Source organism: Pseudomonas sp. R1-43-08 (assembly GCF_003852255.1).
In the GTDB taxonomy this organism is placed as follows: Bacteria; Pseudomonadota; Gammaproteobacteria; order Pseudomonadales; family Pseudomonadaceae; genus Aquipseudomonas.
On record NZ_CP027734.1, the window covers coordinates 5,285,135 to 5,300,480 of the forward strand.

The following is a 15,346-nucleotide window of genomic DNA, read 5'->3' on the forward strand; positions in this document are numbered from 1 at the left end:
GCATTAGTTTTCAGATGCCTTGGCTGACGGCCCTGGCAGGAGTTTTCATGTCCCTGATCATCACCGACGATTGCATCAATTGCGACGTCTGCGAACCCGAGTGCCCGAACGCTGCAATTTCCCAGGGCGAAGAGATCTACGTGATCGACCCCAACCTGTGCACCCAGTGCGTCGGCCACTACGACGAGCCCCAGTGCCAGCAGGTGTGCCCGGTGGATTGCATTCCATTGGATGAAGCCCATCCGGAGACGGAAGAGCAGTTGATGGAGAAGTACCGGAAGATTACCGGTAAGGCTTGAGGCTATTCAGCGCCTGTAAGGGCCTCATCGGGAGCAAGCCCCCTCCCACATGTGAACGCATTTCAAATGTGTGAGGGGGCTTGCTCCCGATGGCGGCATCAGCCATCACACAGCAATCAGCTCTGGCACTTGGGACAAAACACACTCGCCCGCTGCCCCAGCACCACATTGCGCAACTCGGTCCCGCAGACCTTGCACGCCGCGCCGCCCCGGCCATAAACGAACAACTCCTGCTGGAAATACCCCGGCTGCCCATCGCCACCGATAAAGTCGCGCAACGTGGTACCGCCGCGCTCGATGGCAGCCGCCAGCACGCGCTTGATCTCGATCGCCAGCTTCAGATAACGCCCCCGCGATATACCGCCCGCCGCGCGACGCGGATCGATTCCCGCCGCAAACAGCGCTTCCGTCGCATAGATATTGCCCACGCCCACCACCACCGCGTTATCCATGATGAACGGCTTCACCGCCATCGACCGCCCACGGGACAGCTGGAACAAGCGCTCGCCATCAAACAGCGCGGTCAACGGCTCCGGCCCCAGGCGGATCAGCAGCGCGTGGTTGTGCGGGTCCTGGCTCCAGAGCATCGCGCCAAAGCGCCGGGGGTCGGTGTAGCGCAGGGCCAGGCCGGATTCCAGCTCGATATCCACATGTTCATGCTTGGCCGCAGGCATGCCGACTTCAACCAGGCGCAGGTTGCCCGACATGCCCAGGTGGCTGATCAAGGTGCCCACTTCGGCATTGATCAACAGGTACTTGGCGCGCCGCTCCACCAGCACGATGCGCTGCCCGGACAGGCGCACATCGAGGTCGTCGGGAATCGGCCAGCGCAGGCGGCGCTCACGCACCACCACCCGGCTGACGCGCTGGCCCTCCAGGTGAGGGGCAATCCCGCGCCGGGTGGTTTCGACTTCTGGTAACTCAGGCATGTGTACCTCGGGAAGAAAGGCTCAGTGCGCGCCCAGCTCGCGGATCGACAACTTCAGGCTTTCGAAGTCGTAGTCCGACAGGCCCACGTAATCCAGTACCAGATGGCCGATCGCCTCCCATTCACGGTCGACGGTCTGGTTGCCCAGCACGCGATAGGACGAACAAATGTGCTCGGCCATTTTCAGGATCGCCAGCAGGTTTTTAACGGCAGGGTTGCGCGACGACTCATCGCTGAAAATCGCCAGGGCGTTGTGGTGATTGGCGATGGCGTCGGTCACATGCTCCGGCAGGCGCCAGGATTTGGCGGTGTAGTAGCCCACCACGGCATGGTTGGTGTTGAACGCGTTGTTCTCGGTGTCGACTACGCGGCAATCCGGGCCGGCATTGGCGTAGCCCTGCTCCAATACCGTCATGTAGTTGGGGAACCGCTTGAGCATCAGCGGTACGCCGCAATCGTGGAACAGGCCCAGGGCGTAGGCTTCGTCGACCGCTTGAGAGCCGGTGCGCTTGGCCAGGGTCAGGCAGGTCATGGCCACGTCCTGGGCCGTGTCCCAGAAGCGGTTGAGCGTGACGATGGTGTCATCGCTCATCTCGCCTTTGATCGACAACGCATTGATCAGGTTGATCACCGAACGGCTGCCCAGCAGGTTCACCGCGCGCTGGATCGAGGCGATCTTGTTGCTCAGGCCGTAATACGGCGAGTTGACGATTTTCAGCAACGCGCCGGACAGGCCCGGGTCCTGGGCGATCAGCCGGGCGATCACTTCCAGGTCCGGGTCGGGCATGTACTGTTCCATCTGCAAATCCACCATGATTTGCGGCTGGGGCGGCACGCTGATGCCTTGCAGCACCTGCTGAATCTGTTCGGCGGAAAGCTCTTGGGACATAAGTACACACTCTGGGCTAGGCGGGGATTCTAACCCTTATGCAGACGTGGCCGACACCCAAATGCCCGATTGAAACCGGACTTAATGTGGGAGGGGGCTTGCTCCCGATAGCAGTGGATCAGTCAGCTCATCTGTTTCTGACATACCGCTATCGGGAGCAAGCCCCCTCCCACATGTCCGGCGGCGCCGCCAAGTCATACACAACACGGTATACTCCCGCTCTTTTTTCCGGAGCGACGTCATGTCCCTGCCAAGCCTGCGTCTCAAAGCCAACGCCGATCGTCGTTTGCGCAACGGCCACCTGTGGGTCTACAGCAACGAAATCGACGTGGCCGCCACCCCACTCCACGGCTTCCAGGCAGGTGACCAGGCTATCCTGGAAGCGGCCGGCGGCAAGACCCTCGGCATCGTGGCCATGAGCCCGAACAACCTGATCTGCGCCCGCCTGCTGTCGCGCGACATCAAGTTGCCGCTGGACAAGTCGCTGCTGGTGCACCGCATCAACGTCGCGCTGTCGCTGCGTGATCGCCTGTTCGACAAGCCGTTCTATCGCTTGGTCTACGGTGATTCCGACCTGCTGCCGGGCCTGGTGGTCGACCGTTTCGGCGACATCCTCGTCGTGCAGATTGCCTCGGCGACCATGGAAGCCCATAAAGAAGACGTGATCGCCGCCCTGACCCAAGTGCTCAAGCCGAGCGGCATCCTGTTCAAGAACGATTCCGCCGCGCGCGACGCCGAAGGCCTCAACCGCTACGTCGAAACCGTGTTCGGCCTGGTGCCGGAGTGGGTGGCGCTGGAAGAAAACGGCGTGAAATTCGAAGCCCCGGTGATCCAGGGCCAGAAAACCGGCTGGTTCTACGACCACCGCATGAACCGCGCACGCCTGGCGCCGTATGCCAAGGGCAAGCGCGTACTCGACCTGTACAGCTACATCGGCGGTTGGGGCGTGCAAGCCGCGGCTTTCGGCGCCAGTGAAGTGTTCTGCGTCGACGCCTCCGCTTTCGCCCTCGATGGCGTCGAGCGCAATGCCGCGCTGAACGGCGTCGCCGAGAAAATGACCTGCATCGAAGGCGACGTGTTCGAAGCGCTCAAGGAACTCAAAGCCAGCGAAGAACGCTTCGACGTGATCGTCGCCGACCCACCCGCCTTCATCAAACGCAAGAAAGACATGAAAAACGGCGAAGGCGCCTACCGCCGCCTGAACGAGCAAGCCATGCGCCTGCTCAGCAAGGACGGCATCCTGGTCAGCGCCTCGTGCTCCATGCACCTGCCCGAAGACGACCTGCAAAACATCCTGCTGACCAGCGCCCGCCACCTGGACCGCAATATCCAGATGCTCGAACGCGGCGGCCAGGGCCCGGACCATCCGGTGCACCCGGCAATTGTCGAGACGCGCTATATCAAGAGCATTACGTGCCGGTTGTTGCCGAACAGCTAAGACCGGAACCTCCCCTGTAGGAGCGAGGGCTAGCCGCCCGCTCCTACAGGAAAGGCGTACACCACTATGGGACGCCGCCCACAGTAGTTTTGATTGAATTCCACTTTTCGCAGACTAGTATCGTTTTCTGGTTTTACTCCGGAAAATAAAAACAATGTCTGGACCCACCCTCTCCCGCTCTATCCTCATCACCTGCATTTCCCTGATCAGCTTCTTCCCGATCAATATCCTGCTGCCCTCTTTCCCCGCACTGGCAACCCGGTTCGACACGCCCAGCGCAGACATCGCGCTGTCGATCAGTCTGTTCACGCTGGTGTTTTCGATCTCGCAACTGGTCGCCGGCCCGCTGTCGGATAAATGGGGGCGTAAGGAAGTACTGCTCAGCTGCATCACGCTGTCGATCTTCGGGGCAATAGGCTGCGCAATGGCCTCGGATTACCTGACGTTCCTGCTGTTTCGCACGGTGCAGGCCATGGGCTGCGGCTTCTTCGTACTGGGTCACGCGCTGGTGGAGGACCTGTTCGACGAACAGGACCGCGCCCGGGTACGCCTCTATTACATGACCCTGAGCGGCTCGTTTGTTGCCCTGTCGCCACTGATCGGCTCCTGGCTGCAAACCACCTTCGACTGGCAAGGGAGCTTTTATGGGTTTGCGCTCATGGCCTTGGGCATGTTGATCCATGCGTTTTGCGTCCTGCCTTCCAAGGCTGCCGGCCAGCATCGCGCGACCATCTCGATCCTAGGCACGCTCAAAGCCGTCGCCACCAATCGCGACTTCCTGCGCTATTGGTGGATCGCCGCCCTGGTGTTTGCCTGCTACTTCGCCTTGATCAGCGTGACACCGCTGATTTTCATGGACGCGCTAAAGCTGTCCGAATATCAATATGCGCTGGTGCTGATGGTGTACGGCGTGGCCTACCTGCTCGGCGGCGTTGCTGCCTCGTACCTGCAAAAACGTATGGCGCTGTCCCGGCAAATCAATATCGGCCTCGGATTACTGCTCGTCGCGGGTATTCTGCTGACGCTGATCGTCATCTTTGAAGCCATTACCACGGCAACCCTGCTCATCCCGATGCTGATCAGCGCACTGGCAGTCACCCTGGTTCGCCCCGCTGCCATTTCGGCGGCGATGTTGTTGTTTTCCAGCAGCGCGGGGACCGCGGCGTCGGCGGGTAATAGCATCATGTTCCTCACCGCCGCCATCAGCAGCGCAGCACTTGCGCAAACCGGCAGTCATTTGCTGATCACGATTGCCTTGAGCTTTATCATTTTCAGTCTGTGGGGTTGGCTGACCAATGCGCAGATCAGGCACTGACGCTTTCCCCTGTAGGAGCGAGCTTGCTCGCGAAAAACTCATACACGACGCGGGCTACCTGATAGCGCTGCGTTATCGTTGACGTTCTTCGCGAGCAAGCTCGCTCCTACAAGTGAAGGTGCGTCATATCCAGATGGCATCCCATAGCGGGTATTGACCAATGTGCTCGACCAAACCAGCACGCAAAGGATTCGCGACGATATAGCGGGCCATTGCTTTCAAGTCCTCCTCGCGACGCAGTGCCCGATCGAAATAGCCTTTTTGCCAAAGCGTCCCGTAAGAGCACCTCGCACTGTTGATCGCGCGGGCACTTCGCGACTTGGTGATTCGCATCAGTCTTGGCAAGTCGCCATTGTGCAGTTCGACCAACCAATGAAAATGGTCAGGCATCACGACCCAGGCCAGCGAGGTCGCCTCACCGTCTTCCTGAGCTTTCCTGAATTCGCTGACGAGCAGGCGACCCGTGCGCCAGTCCTGAAAAATTGATTGTCGTTGGTAGGTAACAGCCGTGATCAGGTACACGCGGCCCGATTCTGAATAGCGTCCGGTGCGTAGCCGATGGGCATTTTGCTGGGTGGACATTCCTTCGTCCTCTTCTGTGATTGGAAGAGAAACGGTAGGAGCCGAAGCGTCGACTAGCCTGTAAACAATAGTTCTGAATATGTCTTACCCCTGTAGGAGCGAGCTTGCTCGCGAAAAACCAACAGGCGACGCGCGCTGCCTGATAGCGCTGCGTTATCGTTGACGTTTTTCGCGAGCAAGCTCGCGCCTACAGGAAGACGGTGTAGAATCGGCCCTATTCATCGCCAGTCATCCCCCGGCGGGTTTATGAGCTCGAGGCCCCAGCAAGCGGCGATCCCGCGACGCGAGCGGCAACTTCCGGACACACGGCCATTTCTGAGTGTTCCAGACGTCAATAGAAGCTCACTTCCCTTAAGTACCTGATTAGCCGCCCGGAGTGCTCAAATGCCCGATTACCGCTCGAAAACATCCACCCACGGCCGCAACATGGCCGGCGCCCGCGCATTGTGGCGTGCCACGGGGATGAAAGATGACGACTTCAAGAAGCCGATCATCGCGATTGCCAACTCGTTCACCCAGTTCGTCCCCGGCCACGTCCACCTCAAGGACCTGGGCCAATTGGTCGCCCGCGAGATCGAACGCGCCGGCGGCGTGGCAAAGGAATTCAACACCATCGCCGTGGACGACGGCATCGCCATGGGCCATGACGGCATGCTGTACTCGCTGCCGAGCCGCGAGATCATCGCCGACTCCGTGGAGTACATGGTCAACGCCCACTGCGCCGACGCCATCGTGTGCATTTCCAACTGCGACAAGATCACCCCCGGCATGCTGATGGCCGCCCTGCGCCTGAACATCCCGGTGATCTTCGTCTCCGGTGGCCCGATGGAAGCCGGCAAGACCAAGCTTGCCTCCCACGGCCTCGACCTGGTCGACGCCATGGTCATCGCCGCCGATTCCAGCGCTTCTGACGAGAAGGTCGCGGAATACGAGCGCAGCGCCTGCCCGACCTGCGGTTCATGCTCCGGCATGTTCACCGCCAACTCGATGAACTGCCTGGTGGAAGCCCTGGGCCTGGCCTTGCCGGGCAACGGCTCGACGCTGGCCACCCACAGCGACCGTGAGCAACTGTTCCTGCAGGCCGGCCGCACCATCGTCGAGCTGTGCAAGCGCTACTACACCGAGAACGATGAGTCGGTATTGCCGCGCAATATCGCCAACTTCAAGGCGTTCGAAAACGCCATGACCCTGGACATCGCCATGGGCGGTTCCACCAACACCATCCTGCACTTGCTGGCCGCCGCCCAGGAAGCCGAGATCGATTTCGACCTGCGCGACATCGACCGTCTGTCCCGTCACGTGCCGCAACTGTGCAAGGTCGCGCCGAACATCCAGAAGTACCACATGGAAGACGTGCACCGCGCCGGCGGGATCTTCTCGATCCTGGGCTCCCTGGCCCGTGGCGGCCTGCTGCACACCGACCTGCCGACCGTGCACAGCACGTCCCTCGCCGAAGGCATCGCCAAGTGGGACATCACCCAGACTGACGACGAAGCTGTGCACACCTTCTTCAAGGCAGGCCCTGCAGGCATTCCGACCCAGACCGCGTTCAGCCAGTCGACCCGCTGGGACACCCTGGACGACGACCGTGAAAACGGCTGCATCCGCAGTGTCGAGCACGCCTATTCCCAGGAAGGCGGCCTGGCCGTGCTGTACGGCAACATCGCCCTCGACGGTTGCGTGGTGAAGACTGCCGGTGTGGACGAGTCCATCCACGTGTTCGAAGGCCGCGCCAAGATCTACGAAAGCCAGGACAGCTCGGTGCGCGGCATCCTGGCTGACGAAGTCAAAGAAGGCGATATCGTGATCATCCGCTACGAAGGCCCCAAAGGCGGCCCGGGTATGCAGGAAATGCTCTATCCAACCTCGTACCTCAAGTCCAAAGGCCTGGGCAAAGCCTGCGCCCTGCTCACCGACGGCCGCTTCTCCGGCGGCACCTCGGGCTTGTCTATCGGCCACGCTTCGCCGGAAGCCGCTGCCGGCGGTGCAATCGGCCTGGTGCAGGATGGTGACAAAGTGCTGATCGACATCCCGAACCGTTCGATCAACCTGTTGATCAGCGATGAAGAACTGGCCGCACGCCGGGTCGAGCAGGACAAGAAAGGCTGGAAGCCGGTGGAGAAGCGTCCGCGCAAAGTGACTACCGCGTTGAAAGCTTATGCCCTGTTGGCGACCAGTGCCGATAAAGGTGCGGTGCGTAACAAGGCGATGCTTGACGGCCTGTAACCGTCTCCCATGAAAATGCCCCGCACTTGGCGGGGCATTTTTTTGCCTGGAGATAAACCCCAAGACCGATGAAGATCAAATGTGGGAGGGGGCTTGCTCCCGATAGCAGAGTGTCAGGCAATATATGAGCTGCCTGACCCACCGCTATCGGGAGCAAGCCCCCTCCCACATTTTTTTGACCGCGTTCAGCCTGTTACTGGATGTCCTCCGGCTTGACGATCACCCAATTCTTGTCCGCCGTCACCGGCAACCCTTCCTTGGCCTGCGCCGCCGCATGCTTGGCCATCATGCCGTTGAGCTGGGTCATGTATTTGTCTTTGCGGTTGATCCACAAGTGAATGCCACCCTTGGCCACGTCCACATCGTGGAACAGCATGTAACCGTCGCTGGTCGGGGTGTCGCCGCCGACAAGCACCGGTTTTTTCCACTCGTCGATGTAGGTGAGGATCGCCGCGTGTTTGCCGGCCATCCAGGTCGCCGGGGTCCACAGGTACGGCGTCAGTTCCAGGCCGAGGTTGGCCTTCTCGTCGTACTTGCCGGCAGCGATCTGTTTGCGCGCGGTGGTCAGTTCGCCCGTTTTGCGGTCCTTGAGCAGAGTGGTCACGCCGATGACATTTTCGGGTTTGACGTTGTAGCCATACTTCGGATCGGCGGCGACCATCCGCACCAGTTCCTCCGAGGCAGCAGTCATCACATACACGTCGATGCCGTTTTCCATCAGCTTGTTGTACAGCTCGGCCTGGCCGGTAAAGACTTTCGGTGGCTGCACTTCGGATTTCTTCACTGCGTCGCCTTCAAAATAGGTGACGGGCACAGGCTTGCCGGAGGCCATCAGCTCGTCGACCTGAACCTTGAGTTCCTTGAGGGTGAAGCCGGAAAACACCTGGGCCACCCACGGGTAGCACACCATGTCGTCCACTTCGCAGAGGCGATAGTAGTAGCTGAACAGGCTTTCCTTGTGGTCGGCGGTGTCTTTGAACGGCATCAGCTTGAGCGAAGGGTCGAGGCTGTCGCGGGTGATCAGGCCCTTGTTTTCCATGTACGGCAGCAAGGATTCTTCAAGGTCGTAGCGGTAGCTGGTGTTGTCCATGTCGAACACCGCGAAATTGCCCTTGTTGGCATTGGCAGCGATCATCTCGTTCAATTGTTTGGCGGCAGGCGCCGGCCAGTGTTTCAACTCGGTGGCGGCCAGCGCCTGGCTGGCGAGCCCAAGGCAGAGAGCGGCGGCAAGCAATTTCGGCGCGAGCTTCATAAGCGTTCCTTCCTGAGTGAAAGACATCGACGCTAACAAATCTGTATGACAGTCCTCGCGTTGAGCACGACGGCCTGCGTTCTGATTCCGCCAAGGGCATACGCGACAGCGTCAAACGCTTATTCCAAAAACGACAGTGACCATTCCATATCGGTATTAAATCAATATATTTCAAGCTGTTAGGCTCTCCGGTTCGCAATCGCAGGCTCACGCGATTGGCTGCCTTCTCAACGGAGCTTCAATGAATCTTCCCCTGATTCTCAACTTACTGGTGTTCGTAGCCCTGTTGCTGGGCCTGGCACAAACCGGCCGTACTCAATGGAGCCTTGCCAAGAAGGTGCTGTTCGCCCTGGTGCTTGGTGTGGTATTCGGTGTGGTGTTGCATGCCATCTATGGCGCCGGCCACCCGGTGCTCAAGGCTTCCATTGGTTGGTTCGACCTGGTCGGCAACGGCTATGTGCAACTGCTGCAAATGATCGTGATTCCGCTGGTGTTCGCCTCGATCCTCAGTGCCGTGGCGCGTCTGCACAACGCCTCGTCCCTGGGCAAGATCAGCTTCCTGACCATCGGCACCCTGCTGTTCACCACCGCGATTGCCGCGCTGATCGGTATCGGCCTGACCAACCTGTTCGGCCTGACCGCCGAAGGCCTGGTCGCCGGCACCCAGGAAATGGCGCGCCTGCAAGTGATCCAGAACGATTACGCGGGCAAGGTCGCCGACCTGAATATCCCGCAATTGCTGCTGTCGTTCGTGCCGGCCAACCCGTTCGCCGACCTGGCCCGGGCCAAGCCGACGTCGATCATCAGCGTGGTGATTTTCGCCGCATTCCTGGGGGTTGCCGCGCTGCAACTGCTCAAGGATGACGTGGAAAAAGGCCAGAAAGTGCTCAACGCCATCGACACCCTGCAAGCCTGGGTGATGCGCCTGGTGCGCCTGGTCATGAAGCTGACCCCGTACGGCGTCCTGGCGCTGATGACCAAGGTGGTCGCCAGCTCCAACCTGCAGGACATCATCAAGCTCGGCAGCTTTGTCGTGGTGTCGTACCTGGCCCTGGGCCTGATGTTCGTGGTGCACGGCCTGTTGTTGTCGCTGGCCGGCGTCAACCCGCTACGCTTCTTCCGCAAGGTGTGGCCGGTGCTGACGTTTGCCTTCACCAGCCGCTCCAGCGCCGCCTCGATCCCCTTGAGCATCGAAGCGCAGACCCGCCGCCTGGGCATCCCACAGTCAATCGCCGGCTTTGCTGCTTCGTTTGGCGCGACCATCGGCCAGAACGGCTGTGCCGGGCTCTATCCTGCGATGTTGGCGGTGATGGTGGCGCCAACGGTCGGCATCAACCCGCTGGATCCACTGTGGATCGCGACCTTGGTAGCCATCGTCACCCTGAGTTCGGCCGGTGTGGCGGGCGTGGGCGGCGGTGCGACCTTCGCGGCACTGATCGTGCTGCCGGCCATGGGCTTGCCGGTGTCACTGGTGGCGCTGCTGATCTCCGTGGAGCCGCTGATTGATATGGGCCGCACGGCGTTGAACGTGAATGGCTCGATGACGGCGGGGGCGATTACCAGCCAGCTCATGGGGCAGACGGATAAAGCGTTGCTCGATGCCGATGAGCATGCTGAGTTGGCGCAGGTCTGATAGGACGCTATCGGGGGCAAGCCCCCTCCCACACTTTGATTTGTGAATACATTCATATGTGGGAGGGGACTTGCCCCCATATGCGCTAACCAAACCCCAAAAGATATAATCAAGTCTGACTCTTTAGGATGCGAGAGCAGTGACAATAGACCCAACACAAAAACTGAATGAAGACTGGCCCAAGCTCCTGGCACTACTACCGCCTGGATGGGAAGCCAAGGCAAAGAGCTGGGGGCCCTGAAGTTCGGTCGCCGATTCAGCGGGCCAGAGAGTCTATTGCGCACATTATTGATGTACATGAGCGCCGATTGCTCGATGGTCGAAACGGTAGAGCGAGCGCGTACAGGGAAACTGCTGGAGTTATCAGACGTGGGCCTTCTCAAGAGGGTCAACAAATCGGGGGCCTGGCTAGGTTGGATCACAGAGCAGTTGATCCAACAATCGCCGGTCGCGGCCATGCAATGCCCGGCGCTGCTGGGGAGACGAATACTGGCTGCTGATGGCAGTGTCGTAATGGAGCCTGGCGCGGTCACCTCAACATGGCGGCTGCATTACACGATGGATATCAGCACGTTGCGTTGCTGTGAAGTGCAAGTGACACCGTCCAAAACAGGCGAATCGTTGACTCGGTTTTCGGTGCAGCAGGGCGATGTTTTCATCGCGGATCGAGGGTTTGCCAACCGGCGTGGAGTCAATCATGTACTCAATGCAGGCGGTGACATCCTGGTACGAATGAACCTGAGCAGCCTGCCGCTTAGCGATGAGCAAGGGTCGCCTTTTGAGCAACTGGCGCGACTACGGACCTTGCAGCCAGGGCAAACGGGCGAGTGGGCAGCTGTGATGAAAGGTTCAAAGGGGGATATTGCAGTACGTGTGTGCGCCTATCGAAAAACCGACGAGCAGCGATCGCAAAGCGAGTGCAAGCTCAAGAGAGTCGGGCAAAAAAAGCAGAAGCAATTGAAACCTGAAACGATGGAAGCGGCCGGTTACGTGGTGCTGGTAACAACCTCGGACTGCCTGGATACGCAGGAGGTTTTGGCTCTCTATCGGCACCGTTGGCAGGTGGAGTTGGCGTTCAAGCGGATGAAGTCATTGCTGGGGTTATCCCACCTCAGAAAGAAAAATCCGGAAGGCGCAAAAGCATGGTTGCAAGGGAAATTATTAGTGGCTTGCCTGATTGAGCGGTTAATCGCAGCGGGCGAGCATTTTTCCCCTATCGAGGGAGACGAGACAGAAAAAGGAAGTGCCGCCACTCCGTTGTCACTGGCGTGAGATGGCCTTTATTTACTGGCTACTTTGCAGCGCGATCAATCCCCACTTGTCGTTGTTTACGTGTATCGAGAAGTGGGGAGATATCAGCCAGGCACTGCGTGAATCCCCGCGAAAACGAGGACGCCAGCAGGACGAGTTGTGGGGAGGGAGGTTTGGTTAGCGCATATGGGACTTGCCCCCGATGCTTTTAGGCCTTTTCCCAAACTTCGAAGTTGTAAGCCGGTTTATCACCCTCTGCCGGGTTCTCCAGATTCGACACCAACTTCCACTGGCTCTGATCAAACTCCGGAAACCACGCATCCCCTTCCGGGCTCAACGCCACCCGCGTCAAGTACAGGCGATCGGCATGTTCCAGCCCCTGCGCATACAGTTGCGCACCGCCGATCAGCATCAGCTCATCCACGCCCTGCTCCAGTGCCCACGCCTCGGCGCGTTCAACCGCAGCTTCCAGTGACGCAAATACTTGCGCACCTTCAAGTACCAGACCGGTCTGACGGCTGACCACGATGTTCAGGCGCCCCGGCAACGGTCGGCCCAGGGAATCCCAGGTCTTGCGCCCCATGATGATCGGCTTGCCCAGGGTGGTGGCCTTGAAATATTTGAAATCCCCCGGCAAATGCCAGGGCATGCTGTTGTCGACGCCGATCACGCGGTTTTCACCGAGGGCTGCGATCAGGCTTAAAGGGAGAGTTTTTTTCATGGCGACGAGAATACCAGAGCTGCGAGTCAGCGGTTATGCTCCAACCTCACGAACACAACAGGATGGCGCGTGACTGCACTGAACCCGCTGCACACACTCTGGCTGACCGAAACCGTGCGCCTGCGCGAAGAACACGCCGGCCCCCTGGAAGACCTCGAAGCCAACCGCCTGGCCCGCTCGGCCGGTGGCGACCTGCCAACGCGTATCGCGCAGCGTGCGCTGCACCTGGCCGAACGCGACGGCCTGACCGGCGCGCTCAGTCGCTGGCTGCAAGGCGCGCGCCTGGCCGTGGTACTGCTGGCGATAGTCGCGGTTATCAGCGGCGCCGGCCTGGCGTTTGCCGCGCTGGGCAACGGCATGGCCCCGGTGAATGTGTTCTGGGCCCTGGGCAGCCTGCTCGGCCTGAACCTGATCCTGCTGCTCAGTTGGGCCCTGGGCCTGGTGTTTGCCGGCGAACACAGCGCCAGCCTCGGTCGCCTGTGGCTGTGGCTCAGCGAAAAACTTGCGCGCGACGCCAAGGCCGCGCAGCTGGCACCGGCACTGCTGCTGTTGCTGCAGCGCCAGAAACTCAACCGCTGGGCAGTCGGTGTGCTGGTCAACAGCCTGTGGTTGCTGGCGTTGCTCAGCGCCCTGCTGGTTTTGCTGATGCTGCTCGCCACCCGGCGTTACGGCTTCGTGTGGGAAACCACCATCCTGGGGGCGGATACCTTCATCGCCGTCACCCAGGCCCTCGGCACCCTGCCCGCCCTACTCGGCTTCAACGTACCGACGGTCGAGATGATCCGCGCCAGCGGCGACTCCGCGCTGAATATCGAAAGCGCCCGCCAGGCCTGGGCCGCCTGGCTGGTGGGAGTGTTGCTGGTCTACGGCCTGCTGCCTCGGCTGATCCTCGCACTGCTGTGCCTGTGGCGCTGGAAACGTGGGCGCGCGGCCTTGGGCCTGGACCTCACCCAGCCCGGCTACGCCCAACTGCGCGAGCGCCTGATGCCGAGCAGCGAGCGGCTGGGGGTCAACGATGCGGCGCCCGAACACCTGCACCAGGTGGCAGGCGGCGTCAGTGAACTGCACAGCGACGGCGCGCTGCTGGTTGCCATCGAACTGGACGACCAGCGCCCCTGGCCGCCCAAACTGCCCGGCACGGTCAAGAACGCCGGCATTCTCGACAGCCGTGAATCGCGCAACACACTGCTGGAGCAGCTCACACGTTTCCCGCCCGCGCGCCTGGCCATCGCCTGCGACCCGCGTCGTTCGCCCGACCGTGGCAGCCTGGCGCTGATCGCCGAACTGGCGCGCAGTGCCGCGGCCACACGGGTGTGGCTGCTGCAAGCGCCGCCCGGCCAGGCGCTGGATGCCGAGCGCCTCGGCGACTGGCACAGCGCGCTGCAACAGCTTGAGCTGCCCTTCGCCGACTGCGCACCGTTGAACTGGCTGGAGAGCGGTCATGACTAAACCCCTGAAGCTCGCCGTAGTCGGCCATACCAACGTGGGCAAGACCTCACTGCTGCGTACCCTGACCCGCGACGTCGGTTTTGGCGAGGTCTCCCATCGCCCCAGCACCACGCGGCATGTCGAAGGTGCGCGCTTATCGGTAGACGGCGAAGCCTTGCTGGAGCTGTACGACACACCCGGCCTGGAAGATGCCATCGCCCTGCTCGATTATCTGGAACGCCTGGATCGCCCCGGCGAGCGCCTGGATGGCCCGGCCCGCCTGACGCGGTTCCTGGAAGGCAGCGAGGCGCGCCAACGCTTCGAACAGGAAGCCAAGGTGCTGCGCCAATTGCTGGCCTCGGATGGCGGCCTGTACGTGATCGACGCCCGCGAGCCGGTACTGGCCAAGTACCGCGACGAGCTGCAGGTGCTGGCCAGCTGCGGCAAGCCCTTGCTGCCGGTGCTCAATTTCGTCAGCAGCAGCGAGCACCGCGAACCGCAGTGGCGCGAAGCCCTGGCTCGCCTGGGCCTGCATGCGCTGGTGCGCTTTGACAGCGTGGCGCCGCCGGAAGACGGCGAGCGGCGATTGTATGAAAGCCTGGCCCTGCTGCTGGAAAACTCACGGCCGCAGTTGGAGCGGTTGATCCTCGACCAGCAAGCCCAACGCCAGGCCCGCCAGCAAAGCGCCGCACGCTTGATCGCCGAATTATTGATCGACTGCGCAGCGTGCCGGCGCAGCGTAATGACCGCAGATGAGCCGCACGCGATCAGCGAACTGCGCAAGTCCGTGCGCCAACGCGAACAAAAGTGCGTGGATTCCCTGCTCAAGCTGTTCGGCTTCCGCCCGAAGGACGCCGCCGCCAGCGACCTGCCGCTGCTGGACGGACGCTGGGGCGACGACCTGTTCAACCCCGAAACCCTCAAACAGCTTGGGGTGCGCGTGGGTGGCGGGATCGCCGCAGGCGCGGCAGCCGGCGCGGGCGTGGACCTGTTGGTCGGCGGCTTGACCCTCGGCGCCGCTGCCATCGCCGGTGCGATTGCCGGTGGCGCGCTGCAGACCGCACGCAGTTATGGCGGCCGCCTGCTCGGCAAAATCAAAGGCCAGCGCGAGCTGACCGTCGATGACAGCGTGCTGCGCCTGCTTGCCCTGCGCCAGCGCCAGTTGCTCAAGGCCTTAAACCTGCGCGGCCATGCGGCAATGCACGGCATCAAGGTCGATACGCCCCAGGATAAAACCTGGCGCGAAGGCAAGCTGCCGGACGCCTTGAACAAAGCGCGCGCCTATCCGCAATGGTCATCGCTCAACCCCCACTCCAGGTTGAGCCAGGCCGAGCGTCAGGAGCAAATCGAGGCGCTGGCTCAGCGGTTGGACGAAGCCTGATCC

Annotated in this window: 13 protein-coding genes; 8 read left to right on the forward strand and 5 right to left on the reverse strand. The window is 61.1% G+C overall.

The features are described from left to right. Window positions 1-47: 47 nt before the first annotated feature. A complete protein-coding gene (locus C4J87_RS24390; RefSeq protein ID WP_003195146.1) occupies window positions 48-299 on the forward strand; it encodes a YfhL family 4Fe-4S dicluster ferredoxin in 252 nt (83 codons plus the stop codon). 116 nt (window positions 300-415) lie between these two features. Here C4J87_RS24390 and mutM read toward each other — a convergent pair whose 3' ends face one another. After that, a complete protein-coding gene (gene mutM, locus C4J87_RS24395) occupies window positions 416-1,228 on the reverse strand; it encodes a bifunctional DNA-formamidopyrimidine glycosylase/DNA-(apurinic or apyrimidinic site) lyase (protein WP_124368712.1) in 813 nt (270 codons plus the stop codon). Window positions 1,229-1,249: 21 nt separating this feature from the next. Further along, window positions 1,250-2,062, reverse strand: a complete 813-nt coding sequence (locus C4J87_RS24400; protein WP_177412816.1) for an HDOD domain-containing protein — start codon at window positions 2,060-2,062, stop codon at window positions 1,250-1,252. Between the two features lie 295 nt (window positions 2,063-2,357). Here C4J87_RS24400 and C4J87_RS24405 point away from each other — a divergent pair, with 295 nt between their 5' ends. Both C4J87_RS24405 and C4J87_RS24410 read left to right on the forward strand, forming a co-directional pair. Next, window positions 2,358-3,554: a class I SAM-dependent rRNA methyltransferase gene (locus tag C4J87_RS24405; protein WP_053127951.1), complete on the forward strand. Its 1,197-nt coding sequence runs from the start codon at window positions 2,358-2,360 to the stop codon at window positions 3,552-3,554. A gap of 154 nt (window positions 3,555-3,708) precedes the next feature. Further along, complete coding sequence (locus C4J87_RS24410; protein WP_124368714.1) at window positions 3,709-4,869, forward strand: MFS transporter; 1,161 nt, start codon at window positions 3,709-3,711, stop codon at window positions 4,867-4,869. 123 nt (window positions 4,870-4,992) lie between these two features. Here the strand turns inward: C4J87_RS24410 and C4J87_RS24415 are convergent, their stop codons facing one another. Then, entirely contained in the window at window positions 4,993-5,451 is a 459-nt protein-coding gene (locus tag C4J87_RS24415) for a transposase (protein ID WP_124368715.1), read from the reverse strand. Between the two features lie 384 nt (window positions 5,452-5,835). On the opposite strand from C4J87_RS24415, the gene ilvD reads away from it, so the two are divergent. Further along, on the forward strand, window positions 5,836-7,677 hold the full coding sequence (gene ilvD / locus C4J87_RS24420) for a dihydroxy-acid dehydratase (RefSeq protein ID WP_057723488.1): 1,842 nt from the start codon (window positions 5,836-5,838) through the stop codon (window positions 7,675-7,677). A gap of 193 nt (window positions 7,678-7,870) precedes the next feature. Here ilvD and C4J87_RS24425 read toward each other — a convergent pair whose 3' ends face one another. Next, entirely contained in the window at window positions 7,871-8,929 is a 1,059-nt protein-coding gene (locus C4J87_RS24425) for a haloacid dehalogenase-like hydrolase (RefSeq protein ID WP_124368716.1), read from the reverse strand. Between the two features lie 241 nt (window positions 8,930-9,170). On the opposite strand from C4J87_RS24425, the gene C4J87_RS24430 reads away from it, so the two are divergent. Further along, window positions 9,171-10,562 carry an L-cystine transporter gene (locus C4J87_RS24430; protein WP_124368717.1) on the forward strand — a complete coding sequence of 464 codons (1,392 nt, stop codon included), beginning with the start codon at window positions 9,171-9,173 and terminating at the stop codon, window positions 10,560-10,562. 207 nt (window positions 10,563-10,769) lie between these two features. Beyond that, entirely contained in the window at window positions 10,770-11,834 is a 1,065-nt protein-coding gene (locus tag C4J87_RS24435; RefSeq protein ID WP_124368718.1) for an IS4 family transposase, read from the forward strand. A gap of 187 nt (window positions 11,835-12,021) precedes the next feature. Here the strand turns inward: C4J87_RS24435 and C4J87_RS24440 are convergent, their stop codons facing one another. Then, on the reverse strand, window positions 12,022-12,534 hold the full coding sequence (locus C4J87_RS24440; RefSeq protein WP_124368719.1) for a dihydrofolate reductase: 513 nt from the start codon (window positions 12,532-12,534) through the stop codon (window positions 12,022-12,024). 69 nt (window positions 12,535-12,603) lie between these two features. Between C4J87_RS24440 and C4J87_RS24445 the strand changes: the two genes are divergently transcribed. Both C4J87_RS24445 and C4J87_RS24450 read left to right on the forward strand, forming a co-directional pair. Then, entirely contained in the window at window positions 12,604-13,983 is a 1,380-nt protein-coding gene (locus tag C4J87_RS24445) for a DUF2868 domain-containing protein (RefSeq protein ID WP_124368720.1), read from the forward strand. Then, entirely contained in the window at window positions 13,976-15,343 is a 1,368-nt protein-coding gene (locus tag C4J87_RS24450) for a DUF3482 domain-containing protein (protein ID WP_124368721.1), read from the forward strand. The genes C4J87_RS24445 and C4J87_RS24450 overlap by 8 nt, the downstream gene beginning before the upstream one ends. The last annotated feature ends 3 nt before the right edge of the window (window positions 15,344-15,346 follow it).